The 18,894-nt window shown below is 63.2% G+C and carries 24 protein-coding genes; all 24 read right to left on the minus strand.

Annotation, left to right across the window (positions count from 1 at the left end; translation table 11 throughout):
• Nucleotides 1–7 precede the first annotated feature (7 nt).
• The gene (locus FDT80_RS04985; protein WP_138661105.1) at nt 8–1,549 is read right to left on the minus strand and encodes an NADH-quinone oxidoreductase subunit M; all 1,542 of its coding nucleotides are present in this window, start codon (nt 1,547–1,549) and stop codon (nt 8–10) included.
• On the minus strand, nt 1,549–3,645 hold the full coding sequence (nuoL, locus tag FDT80_RS04990) for an NADH-quinone oxidoreductase subunit L (RefSeq protein ID WP_138661106.1): 2,097 nt from the start codon (nt 3,643–3,645) through the stop codon (nt 1,549–1,551). The genes FDT80_RS04985 and nuoL overlap by 1 nt, the downstream gene beginning before the upstream one ends.
• A 4-nt stretch (nt 3,646–3,649) precedes the next feature.
• On the minus strand, nt 3,650–3,955 hold the full coding sequence (nuoK, locus tag FDT80_RS04995) for an NADH-quinone oxidoreductase subunit NuoK (protein WP_008553673.1): 306 nt from the start codon (nt 3,953–3,955) through the stop codon (nt 3,650–3,652).
• A 75-nt stretch (nt 3,956–4,030) separates the two neighbouring features.
• A complete protein-coding gene (locus tag FDT80_RS05000; RefSeq protein WP_138661107.1) occupies nt 4,031–4,633 on the minus strand; it encodes an NADH-quinone oxidoreductase subunit J in 603 nt (200 codons plus the stop codon).
• Nucleotides 4,630–5,034 carry a carboxymuconolactone decarboxylase family protein gene (locus FDT80_RS05005; protein ID WP_138661108.1) on the minus strand — a complete coding sequence of 135 codons (405 nt, stop codon included), beginning with the start codon at nt 5,032–5,034 and terminating at the stop codon, nt 4,630–4,632. Before FDT80_RS05005 ends, FDT80_RS05000 begins: the two co-directional genes overlap by 4 nt.
• On the minus strand, nt 5,031–5,525 hold the full coding sequence (gene nuoI / locus FDT80_RS05010) for an NADH-quinone oxidoreductase subunit NuoI (protein WP_138661109.1): 495 nt from the start codon (nt 5,523–5,525) through the stop codon (nt 5,031–5,033). Before nuoI ends, FDT80_RS05005 begins: the two co-directional genes overlap by 4 nt.
• Nucleotide 5,526: 1 nt before the next feature.
• On the minus strand, nt 5,527–6,564 hold the full coding sequence (gene nuoH, locus FDT80_RS05015) for an NADH-quinone oxidoreductase subunit NuoH (protein WP_138661110.1): 1,038 nt from the start codon (nt 6,562–6,564) through the stop codon (nt 5,527–5,529).
• Between the two features lie 6 nt (nt 6,565–6,570).
• Nucleotides 6,571–6,954 carry a hypothetical protein gene (locus tag FDT80_RS05020; protein WP_138661111.1) on the minus strand — a complete coding sequence of 128 codons (384 nt, stop codon included), beginning with the start codon at nt 6,952–6,954 and terminating at the stop codon, nt 6,571–6,573.
• On the minus strand, nt 6,951–8,933 hold the full coding sequence (gene nuoG, locus FDT80_RS05025) for an NADH-quinone oxidoreductase subunit NuoG (protein ID WP_138661112.1): 1,983 nt from the start codon (nt 8,931–8,933) through the stop codon (nt 6,951–6,953). The genes FDT80_RS05020 and nuoG overlap by 4 nt, the downstream gene beginning before the upstream one ends.
• 5 nt (nt 8,934–8,938) lie before the next feature.
• The gene (locus FDT80_RS05030; protein ID WP_138661113.1) at nt 8,939–9,346 is read right to left on the minus strand and encodes a DUF5333 domain-containing protein; all 408 of its coding nucleotides are present in this window, start codon (nt 9,344–9,346) and stop codon (nt 8,939–8,941) included.
• Nucleotides 9,347–9,480: 134 nt separating this feature from the next.
• Complete coding sequence (locus tag FDT80_RS05035) at nt 9,481–9,807, minus strand: hypothetical protein (protein WP_138661114.1); 327 nt, start codon at nt 9,805–9,807, stop codon at nt 9,481–9,483.
• Complete coding sequence (locus tag FDT80_RS05040; protein ID WP_138661115.1) at nt 9,804–10,313, minus strand: DUF3291 domain-containing protein; 510 nt, start codon at nt 10,311–10,313, stop codon at nt 9,804–9,806. The genes FDT80_RS05035 and FDT80_RS05040 overlap by 4 nt, the downstream gene beginning before the upstream one ends.
• Entirely contained in the window at nt 10,313–10,720 is a 408-nt protein-coding gene (locus tag FDT80_RS05045; RefSeq protein WP_138661116.1) for an MAPEG family protein, read from the minus strand. The genes FDT80_RS05040 and FDT80_RS05045 overlap by 1 nt, the downstream gene beginning before the upstream one ends.
• A gap of 4 nt (nt 10,721–10,724) precedes the next feature.
• Entirely contained in the window at nt 10,725–12,020 is a 1,296-nt protein-coding gene (gene nuoF, locus FDT80_RS05050; protein ID WP_138661117.1) for an NADH-quinone oxidoreductase subunit NuoF, read from the minus strand.
• 48 nt (nt 12,021–12,068) lie between these two features.
• On the minus strand, nt 12,069–12,302 hold the full coding sequence (locus FDT80_RS05055; RefSeq protein ID WP_138661118.1) for a DUF5337 domain-containing protein: 234 nt from the start codon (nt 12,300–12,302) through the stop codon (nt 12,069–12,071).
• Between the two features lie 15 nt (nt 12,303–12,317).
• A complete protein-coding gene (locus tag FDT80_RS05060; protein WP_138661119.1) occupies nt 12,318–13,082 on the minus strand; it encodes an NADH-quinone oxidoreductase subunit E in 765 nt (254 codons plus the stop codon).
• Between the two features lie 71 nt (nt 13,083–13,153).
• On the minus strand, nt 13,154–14,275 hold the full coding sequence (locus FDT80_RS05065; protein ID WP_138661120.1) for an NADH-quinone oxidoreductase subunit E: 1,122 nt from the start codon (nt 14,273–14,275) through the stop codon (nt 13,154–13,156).
• An 82-nt stretch (nt 14,276–14,357) separates the two neighbouring features.
• Nucleotides 14,358–15,578 (minus strand): NADH-quinone oxidoreductase subunit D, encoded by a 1,221-nt coding sequence (locus tag FDT80_RS05070; RefSeq protein ID WP_138661788.1) that lies wholly within the window; start codon nt 15,576–15,578, stop codon nt 14,358–14,360.
• A 4-nt stretch (nt 15,579–15,582) separates the two neighbouring features.
• A complete protein-coding gene (locus tag FDT80_RS18830) occupies nt 15,583–15,756 on the minus strand; it encodes a hypothetical protein (protein ID WP_170311788.1) in 174 nt (57 codons plus the stop codon).
• On the minus strand, nt 15,756–16,364 hold the full coding sequence (locus tag FDT80_RS05075) for an NADH-quinone oxidoreductase subunit C (protein WP_138661121.1): 609 nt from the start codon (nt 16,362–16,364) through the stop codon (nt 15,756–15,758). The genes FDT80_RS18830 and FDT80_RS05075 overlap by 1 nt, the downstream gene beginning before the upstream one ends.
• A 9-nt stretch (nt 16,365–16,373) precedes the next feature.
• Nucleotides 16,374–16,910, minus strand: coding sequence for a NuoB/complex I 20 kDa subunit family protein (locus tag FDT80_RS05080; protein WP_138661122.1), 537 nt, complete (start codon nt 16,908–16,910; stop codon nt 16,374–16,376).
• On the minus strand, nt 16,901–17,266 hold the full coding sequence (locus FDT80_RS05085; protein WP_138661123.1) for an NADH-quinone oxidoreductase subunit A: 366 nt from the start codon (nt 17,264–17,266) through the stop codon (nt 16,901–16,903). Before FDT80_RS05085 ends, FDT80_RS05080 begins: the two co-directional genes overlap by 10 nt.
• A 179-nt stretch (nt 17,267–17,445) precedes the next feature.
• A complete protein-coding gene (locus FDT80_RS05090) occupies nt 17,446–17,934 on the minus strand; it encodes a hypothetical protein (RefSeq protein ID WP_138661124.1) in 489 nt (162 codons plus the stop codon).
• Nucleotides 17,935–18,065: 131 nt separating this feature from the next.
• The gene (locus FDT80_RS05095; RefSeq protein ID WP_138661125.1) at nt 18,066–18,851 is read right to left on the minus strand and encodes a crotonase/enoyl-CoA hydratase family protein; all 786 of its coding nucleotides are present in this window, start codon (nt 18,849–18,851) and stop codon (nt 18,066–18,068) included.
• Between the last annotated feature and the right edge of the window lie 43 nt (nt 18,852–18,894).

Raw genomic sequence — 18,894 nt, forward strand, 5'->3', positions numbered from 1 at the left:
CGCCCCTTTAATTTGCGGCCATCTGCGACGCGGCATCCGCCGCGGCGAGCGCCGTATCGTAATTATCAACAAGTGCGGCCACCGACGGCCCGATCACGTCCAGCACCAGCGCCGGATAGACGCCCAACAGGATCGTCATCGCCACCAGCGGCGCAAAGATCCACCGCTCGCGCGCGGTCATGTCAGTGATGCTGCGCAGGCTTTCCTTGATCAGGTCGCCCATCACCACCCGGCGATAGAGCCACAGCGCATAGCCCGCCGAAAAGATCACCCCGGTCGTGGCCACCGCCGCCACCCAGGTATTGACCTGGAACACGCCCATCAGCGTCAGGAATTCGCCCACGAACCCGGATGTCCCCGGAAGGCCCACGTTCGCCATCGTGAACAGCATGAACACCAGCGCATAGGCGGGCATCCGGTTCACCAGCCCGCCGTAGGCGTCGATCTCGCGGGTGTGCATCCGATCATAGATCACACCGACGCACAGGAACAGGGCGCCGGAGATGAAGCCGTGGCTGATCATCTGGAATATCGCGCCGTCCACGCCCTGCTGGTTGGCGGCGAAGATCCCCATCGTGACAAAGCCCATATGCGCCACGGAACTGTAGGCGATCAGCTTTTTCATGTCCTCCTGCACCAGTGCGACAAGGCTGGTATAGACGATCGCGATCGCGCTCATCCACAAGACCAGCGGCGTCAGCACCTCTGCCCCGACCGGGAACATCGGCAACGAGAACCGCAAGAACCCGTAACCGCCCATTTTCAGCAGGATCGCGGCCAGAACGACCGACCCGGCGGTCGGCGCCTGCACGTGCGCGTCAGGCAGCCAGGTATGCACCGGCCACATCGGCATCTTGACCGCAAAGCTGGCAAAGAACGCCAGGAACAGCAGCGTCTGCAAACCGCCCACGATCTGCACGCCCAGGATGCTGAACGTCTCGAAGGCGAATTCGTGGGTCAGCAGGGTCTCGATGTCGGTGGTGCCCGCATCGGCGAACATGCCCACCATCGCCACCAGCATCAGAACCGACCCAAGGAAGGTATAGAGAAAGAACTTGAAGCTCGCGTAGATGCGGTTGGCCCCGCCCCAGATCCCGATGATCAGGAACATCGGGATCAGCCCTGCCTCGAAGAACAGGTAGAACAGCACCAGATCCAGCGCCATGAACACGCCCAGCATCAGCGTTTCAAGCATCAGAAAGGCGATCATGTATTCCTTGACGCGCGTCTCGACGTTCCACGAGGCGGCGATGACCAGCGGCATCATGAAGGTCGTGAGCATGACGAACAGCACCGAAATGCCATCGACGCCCATCTTGTACTTGAGCCCGATCAGCCATTCGGCCTCCTCGACCATCTGGAAACCGGTGTCATTCGCGTCGAACCCGGCGAGGATGAACAGCGACACCAGGAAGGTGGCCGCTGTCGCGATCAGCGCAAGCCAGCGCGCGTTGCGTCTGGCCGCCTCGTCGTCGCCGCGCAGGAACACCGCCAGGATGGCCGCCGCCAGCGCCGGGATGAAGGTGACGATTGAAAGCAGATTGTCCATCAGTTCGCCCCTCCGGTCATCGTCATCCATGTGACCAGAACCGCGATCCCGATCACCATCGCGAAGGCATAGGTGAAGATGTAGCCGGACTGCGCCCGCCCCGCGAGCCGGGTGAAGAACGGGATGATCCCCATTGCCACACCGTTGAGCGACCCATCGATGACGTTGCCGTCGCCGCGTTTCCACAACAGACGCCCCAGGCCCTTTGCCGACTGCACGAAGACGACGTCATAAAGCTCGTCGAAATACCATTTGTTCTTGAGAAAGAGATACAGCGGCCGCTGGCTCTCCGCCAGGCGCCCCGGCAGGCTGGGGTTCAGGATATAGAACCATACCGCCATTCCAAGACCGGCCAGCATCGCGATGAACGGGCTGAGTTTGACCCAGGTGGGCACGGCGTGGGCATCATCCAGCACGGTGTTGTCCGGCCCCATGTAGATCGCGCCCTCGCCCGGTGCGCCGGTGAACACGTAGTGATGCTCGCCCGCGCCACCGTGGTCGCCGGTGGCGGCACCGTGGTCTTCCTCCGCGCCTTCGGCATGGGTGTCGCCCGCTGCCGCGGCCTCGGCGTAGGGGATGCCGTAGAACTCCGCCACCTCGTCGGCGTGGCCGAAGAAACTGCCGTACCAGACCATGCCGGCCAGAACCGCGCCCGCGCTCAGCACACCGAGCGGCACCAGCATCGTCATCGGGCTTTCGTGCGCGTGGTCATGCGTGTGCTTGTCGCCGCGCGGCGCACCGAAGAACGTCAGGAACATCAGTCGCCAGCTGTAGAAGCTGGTCATCGCCGCCGCCACGACCAGCAGCCAGAAGGCATAGCCGGTTCCGCCCGCAAAGGCGCTTTCGATGATCGCGTCCTTGCTGAGAAAGCCGGCAAAACCGATATGGGTCAGCGGGATACCCACCCCGGTGATGGCCAGCGTGCCGATCAGCATGCCGTAGAAGGTATAGGGGATCTTTTTGCGCAACCCGCCATAGTTGGTCATGTCCTGCTCGTGGTGCATCGCATGGATCACCGACCCCGCCCCAAGGAACAACAGCGCCTTGAAGAAGGCGTGCGTCAGCAAATGGAACATCGCCGCCGAATACATCCCCACGCCCGCCGCCACGAACATGTAGCCAAGCTGGCTGCAGGTCGAATAGGCGATCACCCGCTTGATGTCGGTCTGCACCAGGCCCACGGTCGCGGCGAAAAACGCGGTGGTGGCGCCCAGGAAGGTCACGAACATCATCGCCTCGGGCGCGAATTCCATCAGCGGCGACATGCGGCACACCAGGAACACGCCCGCCGTCACCATCGTGGCCGCGTGGATCAGCGCGGACACCGGCGTCGGGCCTTCCATGGCGTCGGGCAGCCACGTGTGCAGGAACAGCTGCGCCGATTTGCCCATCGCCCCGATGAACAGCAGAACCGCGATCAGGTTGGCGGCGTTCCATTCGCCCCACAGAAACGTCAGCTGCGTCTCGGCGATGTCGGGTGCCGCCGCAAAGACATCGTCAAAACGAATGCTGTCGGTCAGGAAGAACAGCCCGAAGATCCCCAGCGCAAAACCGAAATCGCCGACGCGGTTGACGACGAAGGCCTTGATCGCGGCTGCATTGGCGCTCGGCTTGCGGTAGTAAAAGCCGATCAGCAGGTACGATGCCACGCCGACCCCTTCCCAGCCAAAGAACATCTGCACCAGGTTGTCGGCGGTCACCAGCATCAGCATCGCGAAGGTGAAGAACGACAGGTAGGCGAAAAAGCGCGGTTTGTAGGTTTCGCCCTCTTTCCACTGCGGATCGTGGTCCATGTAGCCAAAGGAATAGAGGTGAACGAGGCTCGACACCGTTGTGATCACGATCAGCATGATCGCCGTCAGGCGGTCCATGCGGATGGCCCAGTCGGTCGACAGTGTGCCGCTTTCGATCCAGCGCAGGATCTGGATCTGCTCAGTCACGCCATCGAAGCTGAGGAAGACGATCCAGGACAACAGCGCGGACAGGAACAATAGGCCGGTCGCGATCCACATGGCCGCAACCTCGCCCATGACCTTCCAGCCGAAACCGCACAGGATCGCGCCCACCAGCGGGGCAAAGAGGATGATGGTTTCCATGATCTCAGCCCTTCATCACGTTGACGTCTTCGACCGCGATGGTGCCGCGGTTGCGGAAGAAGCACACCAGGATCGCAAGGCCGATTGCCGCTTCGGCGGCGGCCACGGTCAGCACGAACAGCGTGAACACCTGCCCCACCAGATCGCCCAGGAAACTGGAGAACGCCACGAGGTTGATATTCACCGCAAGCAGCATCAATTCGATGCTCATCAGCAGGATGATCACGTTCTTCCGGTTCAGAAAGAGCCCGAAGATGCCGATGACAAAAAGCGTCGCCGCCACTGTCAGGTAATGTTCAAGTCCGATCATAATGTCCCATACTTTCCGTCCCGTAGCCGTTTTCTGTGACAGAAAACGGACCGGATTTTTTTGAAGATTCCGCGCCTACAACCCCTGCCCGGATTTCACGTCTTTCAACTGCATCGCCTTTTTGGGGTCGCGCATCATCTGCGCCACCACGTCCTGCCGCTTGACGTCGCCGCGGTGGCGCAGCGTCAGAACGATCGCACCGACCATCGCCACCAGCAGGATCAGCCCCGCCAGCTGGAACAGCAGGAAATACTGATCATAGAGGATCAGGCCAAGCGCTTCGGTGTTGTGCCGGTCCAGCGGCATCGGCTGCGCGCGCAGACCTTCGGCCGCGCCGTTCGCCTCCCAGGCGCCGAAGGCCATCACGAACTGCATCAGGATGACCAGACCGATCAGCAGCGCCAGCGGCATATACTTCGCCATCTCGGCCTTCAATTCGGCGAAATCGACATCCAGCATCATCACGACGAACAAGAACAACACCGCCACCGCGCCCACGTAGACGATGATCAGAAGCATCGCCACGAATTCGGCGCCCAGCAGCACGAACAAGCCGGCCGCACTCAGAAACGCGAGGATCAGCCAGAGCACGGAATGCACCGGGTTGCGGCTGACGACGGTGAACAGGCCGCCCGAGATCACGCTGACCGCAAAGAGGTAGAAGGCAAAAACACTCATGTCTCGGGGTCCTCATGTTCGTCCAGCACCTGCTGGGCCAGTTCCAGCGCGCGGGTCATCGCGGGGATGCCGGCGAACACCGACATCTGGCCGATCGTCTCGACGATGTGCTGCTTGGTGCCGCCCGCCTCCAGGACGTGGCGCACGGTCTGGCGCAGGGCCACGTCGTTTTGCGCGCCCTGCATCGTCAGCCCCGCCAGCGTCAGCAAAAGCCGCGTCCGCGCGTCCAGCCCGCCTTCGTTCAGCGTATTGCCGAACATCATTTCCATCATGTCCTTGGGCATCGTGCCCATCATCTTCTCAAAGCCCTTGGGCGTGAACGCCTCCATTGCTGGAAAGGCCTTCGCCATGTCCTGGGCCTGCTGCATCATCACTTCAAAGGGGGATTTTGCATCGCTCATCGGTAGGGCGCGTCCATTTCGAGATTGCGCGCAATCTCGGCTTCCCAGCGATCGCCGTTTTCAAGCAGCTTGTCCTTGTCGTAATACAGCTCTTCGCGCGTCTCGGTCGAGAACTCGAAATTCGGGCCTTCGACGATGGCATCCACCGGGCAGGCTTCCTGACAGAAACCGCAATAGATGCATTTGGTCATGTCGATGTCGTAGCGCGTCGTCCGGCGGCTGCCGTCATCCCGCGGTTCGGCATCGATGGTGATCGCCTGCGCGGGGCAGATGGCCTCGCACAGCTTGCACGCGATGCAGCGTTCCTCGCCGTTGGGATACCGGCGCAGGGCGTGTTCCCCCCGGAACCGGGGGGACAGCGGACCCTTTTCATGCGGATAGTTCAACGTCGCCTTGGGCGCGAAGAAATACTTCAGCCCCAGCTTCATGCCGACCCAGAAATCCTGCAACAACCAGTATTTCGCGGCGCGGGTATAGTCGATGTTTGCCATGTCAGCCTCCCATGCCCCAGCGGGCGTATGCCCCCCAGAACCAGTCGAATTTCGCCGCGAAGGCCACGAAGACCACCCAGACAAGGCTGAACGGCAGGAACACCTTCCAGCCCAGGCGCATCAGTTGATCGTAGCGGTAGCGCGGGGTGATGGCCTTGACCATCGCGAAAAGGAAGAAAAAGAACGCCATCTTGCCCACCATCCACAGCACGCCATCGGGCAGGCCGGGAATGGGCGACAGCCAGCCACCGAAGAACAGCAGCGAGGTCAGCGCGCACATCAGGAAGATGGCGATGTATTCGCCCGCCATGAACAGCAGGAAGGGCGTCGAGGAATATTCCACCTGGTATCCCGCGACCAATTCCGATTCCGCTTCCGGAAGGTCGAAGGGCGGGCGGTTGGTTTCGGCAAGGCACGAGATGAAGAACAGGAACACCATCGGGAAATGCGGCAGCCAGTACCACGAGAAGAACCCGTAGGAGCCGTTCTGCGCCGCGACGATGCCGGAAAAGTTCATCGACCCGGTCGAGATGATGACCCCGATGATGATCAGACCCAGCGACACTTCGTAGGAGATCATCTGCGCCGCCGACCGCAGCGACCCGAGGAACGGGTACTTGGAGTTCGACGCCCAGCCGCCCATGATCACGCCATACACCTCGAGCGAGGAGATCGCGAGGACGAACAGGATCGCCACGTTGATATCGGACAGCACCCAACCGTCGTTGAACGGGATCACCGCCCAGGCCAGCATCGCCAGAACGAAGGACGTCAGCGGCGCCAGCAGAAACACGGTGCGGTCGGCGCCCGCAGGGATCACGACCTCCTTGACGACGTATTTCAACGCATCCGCCACCGTCTGCAGCAGACCGAAGGCGCCCACGACGTTGGGCCCGCGCCGCATCTGCACCGCCGCCCAGACCTTGCGGTCGCCATAGACCAGAAACAGCAGCGAGATCATGACAAAGCCGACGACCGCAAGCACCTGCGCCAGGATCAGTACGGCGATGCCGCCAGGGGTGGTAAAGAAATCAGCCATAGGTCCTCACACCGTCGGTATTCCAGTTTCCGCGCAGTCCGCAGCCACGACTTCGGCGTCGAGCGTGCGCGATCCGCGCGGCAGGGTTGGCGAGATGGTGTAAACAGCATCTGCGGACCAGACGCCACCCTCTTCGCTTACATTTGTGCGCAGGTGACGCGCGAATCCGTAGCCCCGGATCAGCGTATATTGCGCCGCGGCACATTCCGCATACCGCTCCACGTCCACCGCCGATTGCGCCTTGGTCATCGACACGTTGAACTGCACCAGATCGCCGTCGAGAAGCTGCGTCTCGACGCCCCTGTAGTCGGGAATGAAATCCTCGGCCGTGGGCACGCCGGGCCCGCAGGCCGCCAGCACCAGGGGCGATATCAGCACCGCGCGTTTCATTCCGCGGCCAATGCCTCGCTGCGGCGGGCCTTGGCGTTGGCCGACAGTTCCGCCATCAACTGGCTGGCGCGCGCGATCGGATTGGTCAGGTAGAAATCCGTGATCGCCGGCCGGAACGACGCCGTGCCAAGCTGGCCTTGCTCCAGCGGTTGCAACGCGTTCTCGGGCACCTCGTCCACCTGCCCAAGATGCGGCACCTTCTTGATCAGCGCGCGGCGCAGTTGCGCAATGCTGTCATAGGGCAGTTGCGCATCCGCCTCGGCGCTCAGAGCGCGCAGGATGGCCCAGTTTTCCTTGGCCTCGCCGGGGGCAAAGCTGGCGCGCAGGGCCAACTGCGGACGGCCTTCGGTGTTGACGAAAAGCCCCGGCTCCTCGGTATAGGCCGCGCCGGGCAGGATGATGTCGGCACGGTGCGCGCCCCGGTCGCCGTGGCTGCCCTGGTAGATCACAAAAGGGCCGTCGGCGATGTCGATCTCGTCCGCGCCGAGGTTGTAGATCACGTCGGCCTTGGCCACCGCATCGACGCCGCCATCGTTGACCGCGCCGATATCCATGGCGCCCACGCGGCCCGCCGCGGTGTGCAGCACCAGCATCCGGCCCGTCAGCGCCTGCGCCGCGGCCAGCACGGCCGCGCCATCCGCCTCGCGCAGGGCGCCCTGCCCGACGACCACGATGGCATCGTCGGACGGCTTGAGCCCCGACAACGCCGCGCGGTCGGTGCCGGCGTGGGTGTAGTCATAGGTCAGATCGCAGGCCGCGCCCACCAGCGTCACATTGGCGCCCCGGGTCCATGCCTTGCGGATCCGCGCATTCAGGACCGGCGCCTCGATCGCCGGATTGGTCCCGATCAGGATCACCTCCCGCGCGGTGTCCAGGTCCTCGATGGCGACGGTGCCGACATAGCCGCTGCGGTTGCCCGCGGGCAGCTTGGCCCCGTCCGTGCGGCATTCGACGACCCCGCCGCGCCCCTCGATCAACTGCTTCAACGCATAGGCGGCCTCGACCGGGGCAAGGTCGCCGATCAGCCCGCTGACCGACTTGCCTTCCATCGCCTTGGCAGCAGCCTGCAGCGCCTCGGGCCAGCTTGCTTTGCGCAGCTTGCCGTTTTCACGAATATAGGGCGTATCGAGCCGCTGGCGGCGCAGACCGTCCCAGACAAAGCGTGTCTTGTCGGAAATCCACTCCTCGTTCACGCCGTCATGGTTGCGTGGCAGAAACCGCATGACTTCGCGGCCCTTCGTATCGACCCGGATGTTGGAACCAAGCGCATCCATCACGTCGATGCTCTCGGTCTTGGTCAACTCCCAGGGCCGCGCGGTAAAGGCGTAGGGTTTCGACACCAGCGCCCCCACCGGGCACAGGTCGATGATGTTGCCCTGCAGATTGCTGTCCAGCGTCTCGCCCAGGTAGCTGGTGATCTCGGCATCCTCGCCCCGGCCGGTCTGACCCATCTGGCTGATGCCCGCCACCTCGGTGGTAAAGCGCACGCAGCGGGTGCACGAAATGCAGCGCGTCATATGCGTCTCGACCAGGGGGCCGAGATCAAGGTCCTCGGTCGCGCGCTTTGGCTCGCGGTAGCGGCTGAAATCGACACCGTAGGCCATCGCCTGATCCTGCAGGTCGCATTCGCCGCCCTGGTCGCAGATCGGGCAATCCAGCGGGTGGTTGATCAACAGGAACTCCATCACCCCCTCGCGCGCCTTCTTGACCATCGGCGAGTTGGTTTTCACCACCGGCGGCTGGCCTTCGGGACCGGGACGCAGATCGCGGACCTGCATCGCACAGCTTGCGGCGGGCTTGGGCGGGCCGCCGACGACCTCGACCAGACACATCCGGCAGTTGCCCGCGATTGACAGCCGCTCGTGATAGCAAAAGCGTGGAATTTCCACGCCCGCCTCTTCACAGGCCTGAATGAGCGTCATCGCGCCCTCGACCTCAACTTCCTTGCCGTCGATAATGATCTTGCGAATATCGCTCATGTCTCTCACTTCGCCTTGAGTAACGCGCCGATCTGGCTCGATTTCTGAATTTCCGCGCGCCCGAGCGCGCACATGCCTTGCGGGTCGCCGCGACTGACCCCGTTGGCCTTGAAATAGGCCGCGCCACGCGCCTTCATGCGCGCCTTTTCCGCATCCGAATCCAGATGCGCCTCTATCTCCGCGTCCGTGTATCCCATCGCTTTGGCCTTGGCTTCAAGCGATTGGGCAAAACGCCACGCCGTGAACATCCGGGCCGAGATATCGGGGCAGGTCTTGCGGATCTCGTTGGCCACCGCCACCGCGAACAACCCGTTGTCCACCTGCGGCACATCGCGCAACGGCGGTTTGGCCGCCGCAAGCGCGGGCAGCGTCGCGCAGGCCAGGATGGCGGCGGCGTGTTGTAGCTTACGCATGATCAGTCTCCCATGATATGTCACACGCGCAGGGGACCCCCCGCGCCTGTCACACAGATGGGGACGGAGAGTGCAGTTATCCAATAACACAACCTGCCCGTCCGACGACCGCGCGCGATATGTCGCCGCGCCCCTCACTGCGGGCAGGCGCCCTGCAGCGTCAGCGTGTCGTCGCGCACGACCAGTCGGCTGGCCTCGGCATCGGGGCTGATGACCCATGCAATGTCGGAACTGCCGTATTCGGTGACGCAATAGCTGACCGCCTCATAGCGGGCGGCCTCGCGCGCGCCCTGTAAAGACGCCGACACGGGCCGCGCCGTCACCTGAAACACATGCCGCTGGCCATCCACCTTGGTCAGCTTGGTGCGGTAATATTGCCCGTCGAACGCGATGCGGTCATCGCGCGACGTGCATCCGGTCACGGTCAGCGCCGCGAGGGCCGCCATCAGGATCATCTTCATACTCTCAACTCCGCACCCTCAGACCCGCAGACACCGTCCCGCCAGCCTGTCACGATCTTCAAATGCGACCACCCAAAGGCGTGATCGCTGTCCCCGTTGGCCTTCAGATGCTCCAGCCGTGCCAGCCCCTCGTCCAGGGTCGGCTGATGACCGGCGGGCACCCACCACATCACGAAATGCATCCCGCCCAGAACCTCGAACCACTCCTGCCGGCGGGCATAGAACTGCTTGTGGACCGTGCCCCACACGAAGGTATCCAGGGCCGCGGCGCTGTCCCAGACGGTCAGATTGCTGACATACTGCGGATCGCCGTCGATCTTGGCCTCGGTGTTGCCGGTTCCGGGCTCACCCGAGCCTTCCATCATCCACACGAAACCGGGCATCCGCTTGCCCAGTCCGTTGATCCGGTCGAGGTTGGCCATGAAATCGGCCACGCGCGGATCGTCCGTCGGCGCGACAAGCCGCCCGACGTTCAGTTCCGCCAGATGATGCCCCCGCGGCTGCATCACAACACCGCCGCGATGGCCATCACCACCAGGCCGAGCACGCAGAGCATGCCCACCGACCAGATGGCCGAGCGCAGAGACTGAATCGTCGTTCCGATATGCACGAAGGCCACCGCGATCCGGGACACGATGAACACCGACGCCAACAAATTGACCCAGGTCGGCGAGGCCCCCGCCAGAATCGCAGCCAGCGTCGCGGCGACAAAGGGCCCCGACGTTTCCACCGCGTTCATGAACGCGCGCTCGCTGCGATACCACTGATCGGCATAGTCGCGCTTGGGCTTGCCGCAGTCGCAGCGTTTCTCGGCCGTGCGCCCGCGCGTCGACAGCCCGGACAGCACCGAAACGATCAGCGCCCAAAGGGCGAGCGAGGCGATCGCGTGGCCATACTCTGCGAAAGGTTCCATCCGATTACTCCGCCGCCATCGTCGTTTGACGCGGCCCGCGCTTGTGCTTGATGCGGTCCTCGATCTCGTCGCGGAAATGCCGGATCAGGCCCTGGATGGGCCAGGCCGCCGCATCGCCCAGCGCGCAGATCGTGTGGCCCTCGACCTGCTTGGTCACGTCCAGAAGCATGTCGATCTCTTCGGGCTCCGCCTCGCCGGTGACCAGGCGGTCCATCACCCGCATCATCCAGCCGGTGCCTTCGCGGCAGGGCGTGCATTGCCCGCAGCTCTCGTGCTTGTAGAATTTCGACAGCCGCCAGATCGCCTTGATGACGTCGGTTGAATTGTCCATCACGATCACCGCAGCCGTGCCCAGACCCGACCGCTGCTCGCGCAGGTAGTCGAAATCCATGATCGCGTCCTTCATCTGCTTGCCGGGGATCATCGGCACCGAACTGCCGCCCGGGATGACCGCCTTGAGGTTGTCCCAGCCGCCCCGGATACCGCCGCAATGCTTCTCGATCAGCTCCTCGAAGGGGATGCTCATCGCTTCCTCGACGACGCAGGGGTTGTTGACGTGCCCCGAGATCGCGAACAGCTTGGTGCCGGCGTTATTGGCGCGTCCGAAGCCCGCGAACCATTCCGGGCCGCGGCGCAGGATGGTGGGCACCACGGCGATGGATTCGACATTGTTGACGGTGGTCGGGCAACCATAAAGCCCCGCCCCCGCCGGGAAGGGCGGCTTCATGCGCGGCATCCCCTTCTTGCCCTCGAGGCTTTCCAGCAGCGCGGTTTCCTCGCCACAGATGTACGCGCCCGCGCCATGCACGAGATACAGATCGAAATCCCAGCCCGACTTGCAGGCGTTCTTGCCCAGAAGCCCGGCGTCATAGGCCTCGTCGATCGCGTTTTGCAGGGCTTCTTTTTCGCGGATGTATTCGCCGCGGATGTAGATGTAGCACGCATGCGCCTGCATCGCGAAGCTGGCGATCAGGCACCCTTCGATCAGCGTATGCGGATCGTGGCGCATGATCTCGCGGTCCTTGCAGGTGCCGGGCTCGCTCTCGTCGGCGTTGACCACCAGATAGCTCGGACGCCCGTCGCTTTCCTTGGGCATGAACGACCACTTGAGACCGGTGGGAAAGCCCGCACCGCCGCGCCCGCGCAGGCCCGAGGTCTTCATCTGGTCGATGATCCAGTCGCGCCCCTTCTTGATGATGCCCGCGGTGCCATCCCAATGGCCGCGCGCCTGCGCACCGCGCAGGCTGCGGTCGTGCATCCCGTAGATGTTGGTAAAGATCCGGTCTTTGTCAGCAAGCATCGCTACTACCTTTGTTCTGCTGCGCGCCCCTGTCTCCGGGGCTGCGCGTTATGTCTTTGACCGCAGCGCCTTGCGCGCCCGCCGTATCTGAAACGACACCACGAGCGCCCAGAAGAGCGCGGCGAGCGCCGCGAAGTCGAACAGCAGCGCATAGCGCCCCGGCAATCCCAGTTGGGGTGCTACGACCTGCAGGACCAACCACAGGATCATCGTGCCCGCGATCACCAGGCTGACCATGCGGCTGCGGGCCGCCAGTTGCCTGTCCTGTTCTTCATCGGTCATGGGCTGCCGCTCTCCTCAGCTTTTCTTCTTGCGCTTGGAAACCTCGGTCTCCCCGCCCTTGGCGAGCGTTTTCGCCTGCGCGATCCAGCCATCGCGTTCGATGCGCCCCTTGAACCGAAGCTGTTCATCGACCCAGGCGATTTCCTTTTTGCGCCAGCTTGCCACCTGGTCGTAATGATAGACACCAAGCGCGTTCAGGGTCTGCTCGATCTTGGGCCCGACACCGCTGATCCGCTTGAGGTCGTCGGCACCGCCGGCGCGCGGCGCCTCCAGCATTTCCGGCTTGCCATCCGCCGCGACGGGCGCGCGCGCGGGGGTGTCGGCCTGGGCCGCAGGCTTGGCCGGCTCTTGCGTCGCCGCCGCGGGTTTGGCCGCACCCTGTCCTTCGTATTTCCAGCTGCCCTTGCGCGCGGCAAGATCCTCTTGCCCCTTCAGCGGCGCAGAGGGCTTGATTGCCGAGGTCCGCGCCGAAACCGGGCTGGATGCCGGGGCGTCGACCGCAGCGGGCTTGGCGGCGGCGGGCTTGGCCGCGGCGGGCTTGGTGTCTTCGCCCAGTATGGGCGTCTCAAGCTTGACTTCGTTGGGTCCGGGCAAGGGCTTGCACAGGATCAGGCTGACCACCAGACCTGACGCCACGGCGACGACGATGCCCCCGAATGCCCCCTGCATGAAGCTCCAGTCGCCCAGAACCCACAGCAGGACCGCCGTCAGAACCCCGACGGCCGCAGCCACCATCCAGCAGCCCAAAGCGCAGCCGATCATTCCCTGATTGTTATTCATCGTTTTCCCTCTCCCGGTAATCTATGAACCTGTGTCGTATGAATACCGTCTTTTTTCGCCAATTGGGAAAATTATGTCGTCCGGTCATTTGCCAGTGACCCGGCCTGATCGACCCAGTTGTCACGGCTGACCCGGCCCTTGAATCCTTCGAGATTGTCATCGACCCATGCGACCTCGGCCTCGGTCCATTTCGCGATCTGGTCGAAGTGATAGAACCCCATGTTGTTGAGCATCATCTCCAGCTTGGGCCCCACGCCCTTGATCAGCTTGAGATCGTCGGCCCCCGCCTTGCGCGGCGTCTTCATCGTGCGGGGCTTCTTGCCTTGCGGCGCTGCGGCTTCGGCCGCTTTCGCAGGGGCGTTGTGCGGCGGTACCGCCTTGTTGGTCGCTTCCGCGTTGGATTTCGTCGCCTCGTTCTGCGCGCGCCGGCCCGTGCCCTCGCCCGGTGTCACGGCCTTGCCCGGTTTGATGTCGGCATTGGCGGGTTTGCCTTGCCACGGCGTGACCAGCGGCACCTCGGTCCCGTCGATCCGCTTGACCGTGTCACCGATGTCCACCGCCAGTTGAACGCTGGCGTTATACTGCGTGCGCCCGCTTTCATGCTCGGTCAGGCTGGTCAGCCCGGCCAGCGGCTCGGACGCATAGCGCCCGTTCTGCGGGCCCGGCACCGGCACGTTGCCTGCCGACAGTTCGTCGATGATCTCGGCCATGCGGCCGGTCGTGAGGTCCTCGTAGTAATCCTTGCCGATCTGGGCCATCGGCGCGTTGGAACACGACCCGAGACACTCGACCTCCTCCCACGAAAACTTGCCATCCGCGCTCAGCTCGTGCGGCTTGGGCGCAATCTTGTCGCGGCAGACCTGCACCAGGTCCTCTGCCCCGCAGATCATGCAGGACGTCGTGCCGCAGACCTGGATATGTGCAACGCTGCCAACCGGTTGCAGTTGGAACATGAAGTAGAACGTCGCCACCTCGAGCGCCCGGATATAGCTCAGCCCCAGCATTTCGGCGACATGCTCTATCGCGGGCCGCGTCAGCCAGCCTTCCTGCTCCTGCGCGCGCCACAGGATCGGAATGATGGCGCTTGCCTGGCGCCCCTCGGGATACTTGGTCATCTGCGCCTCGGCCCATTTCTGGTTGTCGGGCGTAAAGGCAAAGCTTTCGGGTTGGTCGTGGTGCAAACGGCGCAGCATCAGGTCAGACTTTCGCTCGAGTGGCCGGCGGCGGAACCTCCGGCGGGAGTTTTCTTGGCAAGGTGAAAGGCAGGGCGCGGCATCAGCGGTCGATCTCTCCGAACACGACGTCGAGCGTACCGATGATGGCCGCCACATCCGCAAGCTGGTGTCCCCGGCTCATGTGGTCGATCGCCTGCAGATGCAGAAAACCGGGTGCCCTCAGCTTGGCGCGGTAGGGTTTGTTGGTGCCGTCCGCCACGAGGTAGACGCCGAATTCGCCCTTGGGCGCCTCGACGGCGCAATACACTTCCCCCTCCGGGACGTGGAACCCTTCCGTATACAACTTGAAGTGGTGGATGAGCGCTTCCATCGAGGTCTTCATGTCCGACCGGCTGGGCGGAGTGATCTTGCCGCGGGCCAGCACGTCGCCCTTGCCCTCGGGCTCGCGCAGCTTGGCGACCGCCTGCAAAATGATCGAAACGGACTGGCGCATCTCCTCCATCCGGACAAGGTAGCGGTCAAAACAATCGCCGTTCTTGCCGACGGGGATCTGGAATTCGAATTCGTCGTAGCATTCATAGGGCTGCGCGCGCCGCAGATCCCAGGCAAAGCCCGATCCCCGCACCATCACACCCGAAAATCCGTAATTGAGGATATCTTCCTCGGTCACGACGCCAATGTCGGCATTGCGCTGCTTGAAGATGCGGTTTTCGGTCAGCAACCCGTCGATGTCGGCCATCACCTTGGGAAATTCCTGCGCCCAGGTCTCGATGTCGTCGATCAGATCGTCCGAAATGTCCTGGTGCACACCGCCGGGCCGGAAATACGCCGCGTGCAGACGCGCGCCGCAGGCACGCTCGTAGAACACCATCAGCTTTTCGCGTTCCTCGAAGCCCCAGAGCGGCGGGGTCAGCGCACCGACATCCATCGCTTGCGTGGTGACGTTCAGCAGATGCGACAGGATCCGCCCGATCTCGGAATACAGGACCCGGATCAGCGAGGCGCGGCGCGGCACTTCGACCCCGGTCAGCTTTTCGATCGCCAGACACCAGGCATGTTCCTGGTTCATCGGGGCGACGTAATCAAGCCGGTCGAAATACGGCAGGTTCTGCAGATACGTCCGGCTTTCCATCAGCTTTTCGGTGCCCCGGTGCAGCAGTCCGATATGCGGGTCGCACCGCTCCACGATTTCGCCGTCCAGTTCAAGCACAAGACGCAGAACACCATGCGCGGCAGGGTGCTGCGGGCCGAAGTTGATGTTGAAGTTGCGGATCTTCTGCTCGCCCGTCAGGGCATCTTCGAAGCCTTTTGTGCCGTCCATCATGTCAGCGTCGCTCCAACTCTTGCAATTTGAGGCTCATCCACCAGATCAGCGCCAGCGCGCCCAGGGGGATGGCAGCCGCGAGGGCCCAGTATTTGTTGATGCCGAAATGCGGCAACAGCTTCAGCATCGGGATGACGGTCAGAACCGAAATCAGCAGCCAAAACGCCGTACCCATCACTTCGCCTCCGGCTTTTTCTCGTCGCCGGGCAAGATGTAATCGGCCCCTTCCCAAGGCGACATGAAATCGAACTGGCGATACTCCTGCACCAGCGACACCGGCTCGTAGACCACGCGCTTTTGCGCCTCGTCATAGCGGACTTCGGTATAGCCGGTGGTCGGGAAATCCTTGCGCAGCGGATGGCCGCGAAAGCCATAGTCGGTCAGGATGCGCCGCAGGTCCGGGTGGCCGGTGAACAGGATGCCGAACATGTCGAAGACCTCGCGCTCGAACCAGTCGGCAGAGGGGTGCACATCGACGATCGAAGGCAGCATTTCGTCCTCGCGGACCGACACGCGCAGGCGGATCCGGTGGTTCTGAAACATCGACAGCAGATGATAGACCACGTCGAACCGCTTGGCCCGCCCCGGATAATCGACCGCGGTGATATCCACCAGCGTGGAAAACCGGCAGGTCGGATCGGTGCGCAGGAAATCGACGAAGCCCTTGATGTTGCTGGGCGCCACATCGACGTTCAATTCGCCATGCGCGATGTCCCACCCCAGCACGCAATCGGCGCGCTTGGCCTCGACATAGTCGCCAACTTCTTTCAGTGCATCAGACATGGGCGCTCCTTAGCGGACAATGGTGCCGGTGCGGCGGATTTTGCGTTGCAACTGCAGGATGCCATACAACAGGGCCTCTGCCGTGGGCGGGCAGCCGGGCACATAGACATCCACCGGAACGATCCGGTCGCAGCCGCGCACCACAGAATAGCTGTAGTGGTAATAGCCCCCGCCATTGGCGCAGGACCCCATGGAAATCACGTAACGCGGCTCGGGCATCTGGTCGTAGACCTTGCGCAGCGCCGGCGCCATCTTGTTGGTCAGCGTGCCGGCGACGATCATCAGGTCCGACTGGCGCGGGCTGGCGCGCGGCGCGGTGCCGAACCGTTCCATGTCATAGCGCGGCATGGCGGTATGCATCATCTCGACGGCGCAACAGGCCAGGCCGAAGGTCATCCAGTGCAGGGAGCCGGTGCGCGCCCAGTTGATGATATCCTCGGTCGAGGTCAGCAGGAATCCCTTGTCCTGCAACTCGCGGTTCAGATCCTGCGTTGCGACCTCGCGGTCGGCGCCCGCAACGGCGGCGCCAGCGGCGGCTACTGCCATTCCAGTGCTCCCTTCTTCCATTCATAGGCAAACCCGGCCGTCAGAACGGCCAGAAACACCATCATCGACCAAAAACCCGCCATGCTCACGTCCTTGAAGGCCACGGCCCAGGGAAAGAGAAAGGCGATTTCCAGGTCGAAGATGATGAACAGGATCGAGACGAGGTAGAACCGCACGTCGAATTTCATCCGCGCGTCATCGAAGGCGTTGAACCCGCATTCGTAGGCGGACACTTTTTCCGGGTCGGGGTTGCGCACCGCCAGGACCGCGGCGGCCAGCATCAGAACCAGGCCCAGACCGATGGCCACGGCCAGAAAAACTAGGATGGGAAGGTATTCCCGCAGCATCTCGTCCACAAGGAGGCTCCTTTGAGTCTGCGGGGCGGCAGCGCCCCGGCAGCCAACCTGCTCGGTTGACTAGAGTTGGGTTTACTCTTGCGACCGGGCAGGGTCAACCGACGCGGTCGCTGAAAGGCATGGCAGAATCGACGCATGCCGCATCGGAACGCACGCACCCGCCGCAAGGGCGCCGCGGGTCAGTCGCCGCTCCAATCCAGTCTTTTCAGGCGCTGGCTGAGCGCACTGCCGGCGGGTTCGATGGCCTCGATGATCTCGGTGCGAAACCTGTTGGTGTCGGGCGACCATTTCATCATGTACCGCCCGCTTTGCCGCAGCACCATGTCCGGTCCATCGCCGAAGAACGACCATGTCGCCTCGACCCGGTAGCGACCGTGGCCGCTGGCATCGACGCGGCTGACCTCGAAGGTCACGTCGCGTGAATGTGTTTCGATGCAGACCTCGTAGATCGCGTTGAAATAGTCGATCATCTGCCGATCGGTTTCAGGCAGCAGGATTGTCCCGTCGACATAAATGGCAAGCGGTCGCGCGTAGTGGGTCAGCAGCGTCGAAATATCCCGTGCCAGGATCGCATCGCGCTTGCTTTCGAAATGCGCTTGCAAAGATTGCGCCAGAAGCTGCGGCTTTTGGGCCGTTCCCGACGCAAAATTCAACCCTTGGCGTTTCAATGCAAGATCCTTCCCTCAATAATTGAATGCATATCAAAGAAAAGAAAATCGAGCCAGACCTATCAGATCGTCGTTCAGTGGCGCGTGTCTTGACACGGACCGGACCGATAAAGATGCCGGTCAGGCGGGTCTTACCGCGTGTTCCACCGCGGCTTGCGCTTGTCGAAAAACGCGCCGATGCCCTCTGCGGCTTCCTCTGTCTCCCACCGGGCGGACAGGGCGGCGATGGTGCGGGCGATCACCGCATCGTCGATCACCGGCCCCAGATCGCGCGCCAGCGCCTTGGCCGCCGCGACCGCCCCCGGCGCACAGGCCAGATAGGGGGTGACTTCGGCTTCGATGGCCGCATCCAGATCGCCGGGCGGCACATTGCGCGCCAACAGGCCCAGGTCCACCGCCTCGACCGCATCGAAAAGCCGCGCGGACATGAACACGCGCCGCGCGCGCCCCTCGCCCATGCGCGCAAGGACATATGGCCCGATGGTGGCCGGGATGATCCCCAGCCGCGTCTCGGTGAAGCCCATTTTGAGCGTTTCGACCCCGATCGCCACGTCGCAGACCGACGCCAGGCCGACGCCGCCACCAAAAGCGTTGCCCTGCAGCTTGCCGATCAGCGGCTTGGGCAAGGTGTTGAGCGCGCCCAGCATCGTCGCAAGCTTGCCCGCCTCGCGCCCGCGCGTCGCCGCGTCCATCTCGCGCTGCGCCTGCATCCATGCCAGATCGCCACCGGCGCAGAACGATGCGCCCGCCCCGGTCAGAACCACGACACGCACCGCGTCATCAGCGCCCAGATCGGTCGCCGCCTGCGTCAGGTCGGCCAGCATCTGTGCCGACATCGCGTTGTGCTTGTCGGGCCGGTTCAGCATCAGCGTCGCGACACCGCGCGCATCGGTTGTCACGTCAAGTGTGTCGTACATCCTTGTCCCCAATCGAATTTTTCGAAAAATTCGGTCCGGAAAG

The sequence above is a fragment of the Sulfitobacter sabulilitoris genome, from assembly GCF_005887615.1.
Classification (GTDB): Bacteria; Pseudomonadota; Alphaproteobacteria; order Rhodobacterales; family Rhodobacteraceae; genus Sulfitobacter_E; species Sulfitobacter_E sabulilitoris.

What these genes read in the sequence shown, in the direction of transcription:
- FDT80_RS04985 (WP_138661105.1), bottom strand. Translation starts at nt 1,549, where the DNA reads ATGGACAATCTGCTTTCAATCGTCACCTTCATCCCGGCGCTGGCGGCG.
- nuoL (WP_138661106.1), bottom strand. Translation starts at nt 3,645, where the DNA reads ATGGAAACCATCATCCTCTTTGCCCCGCTGGTGGGCGCGATCCTGTGC.
- nuoK (WP_008553673.1), bottom strand. Translation starts at nt 3,955, where the DNA reads ATGATCGGACTTGAACATTACCTGACAGTGGCGGCGACGCTTTTTGTC.
- FDT80_RS05000 (WP_138661107.1), bottom strand. Translation starts at nt 4,633, where the DNA reads ATGAGTGTTTTTGCCTTCTACCTCTTTGCGGTCAGCGTGATCTCGGGC.
- FDT80_RS05005 (WP_138661108.1), bottom strand. Translation starts at nt 5,034, where the DNA reads ATGAGCGATGCAAAATCCCCCTTTGAAGTGATGATGCAGCAGGCCCAG.
- nuoI (WP_138661109.1), bottom strand. Translation starts at nt 5,525, where the DNA reads ATGGCAAACATCGACTATACCCGCGCCGCGAAATACTGGTTGTTGCAG.
- nuoH (WP_138661110.1), bottom strand. Translation starts at nt 6,564, where the DNA reads ATGGCTGATTTCTTTACCACCCCTGGCGGCATCGCCGTACTGATCCTG.
- FDT80_RS05020 (WP_138661111.1), bottom strand. Translation starts at nt 6,954, where the DNA reads ATGAAACGCGCGGTGCTGATATCGCCCCTGGTGCTGGCGGCCTGCGGG.
- nuoG (WP_138661112.1), bottom strand. Translation starts at nt 8,933, where the DNA reads ATGAGCGATATTCGCAAGATCATTATCGACGGCAAGGAAGTTGAGGTC.
- FDT80_RS05030 (WP_138661113.1), bottom strand. Translation starts at nt 9,346, where the DNA reads ATGCGTAAGCTACAACACGCCGCCGCCATCCTGGCCTGCGCGACGCTG.
- FDT80_RS05035 (WP_138661114.1), bottom strand. Translation starts at nt 9,807, where the DNA reads ATGAAGATGATCCTGATGGCGGCCCTCGCGGCGCTGACCGTGACCGGA.
- FDT80_RS05040 (WP_138661115.1), bottom strand. Translation starts at nt 10,313, where the DNA reads ATGCAGCCGCGGGGGCATCATCTGGCGGAACTGAACGTCGGGCGGCTT.
- FDT80_RS05045 (WP_138661116.1), bottom strand. Translation starts at nt 10,720, where the DNA reads ATGGAACCTTTCGCAGAGTATGGCCACGCGATCGCCTCGCTCGCCCTT.
- nuoF (WP_138661117.1), bottom strand. Translation starts at nt 12,020, where the DNA reads ATGCTTGCTGACAAAGACCGGATCTTTACCAACATCTACGGGATGCAC.
- FDT80_RS05055 (WP_138661118.1), bottom strand. Translation starts at nt 12,302, where the DNA reads ATGACCGATGAAGAACAGGACAGGCAACTGGCGGCCCGCAGCCGCATG.
- FDT80_RS05060 (WP_138661119.1), bottom strand. Translation starts at nt 13,082, where the DNA reads ATGAATAACAATCAGGGAATGATCGGCTGCGCTTTGGGCTGCTGGATG.
- FDT80_RS05065 (WP_138661120.1), bottom strand. Translation starts at nt 14,275, where the DNA reads ATGCTGCGCCGTTTGCACCACGACCAACCCGAAAGCTTTGCCTTTACG.
- FDT80_RS05070 (WP_138661788.1), bottom strand. Translation starts at nt 15,578, where the DNA reads ATGGACGGCACAAAAGGCTTCGAAGATGCCCTGACGGGCGAGCAGAAG.
- FDT80_RS18830 (WP_170311788.1), bottom strand. Translation starts at nt 15,756, where the DNA reads ATGGGTACGGCGTTTTGGCTGCTGATTTCGGTTCTGACCGTCATCCCG.
- FDT80_RS05075 (WP_138661121.1), bottom strand. Translation starts at nt 16,364, where the DNA reads ATGTCTGATGCACTGAAAGAAGTTGGCGACTATGTCGAGGCCAAGCGC.
- FDT80_RS05080 (WP_138661122.1), bottom strand. Translation starts at nt 16,910, where the DNA reads ATGGCAGTAGCCGCCGCTGGCGCCGCCGTTGCGGGCGCCGACCGCGAG.
- FDT80_RS05095 (WP_138661125.1), bottom strand. Translation starts at nt 18,851, where the DNA reads ATGTACGACACACTTGACGTGACAACCGATGCGCGCGGTGTCGCGACG.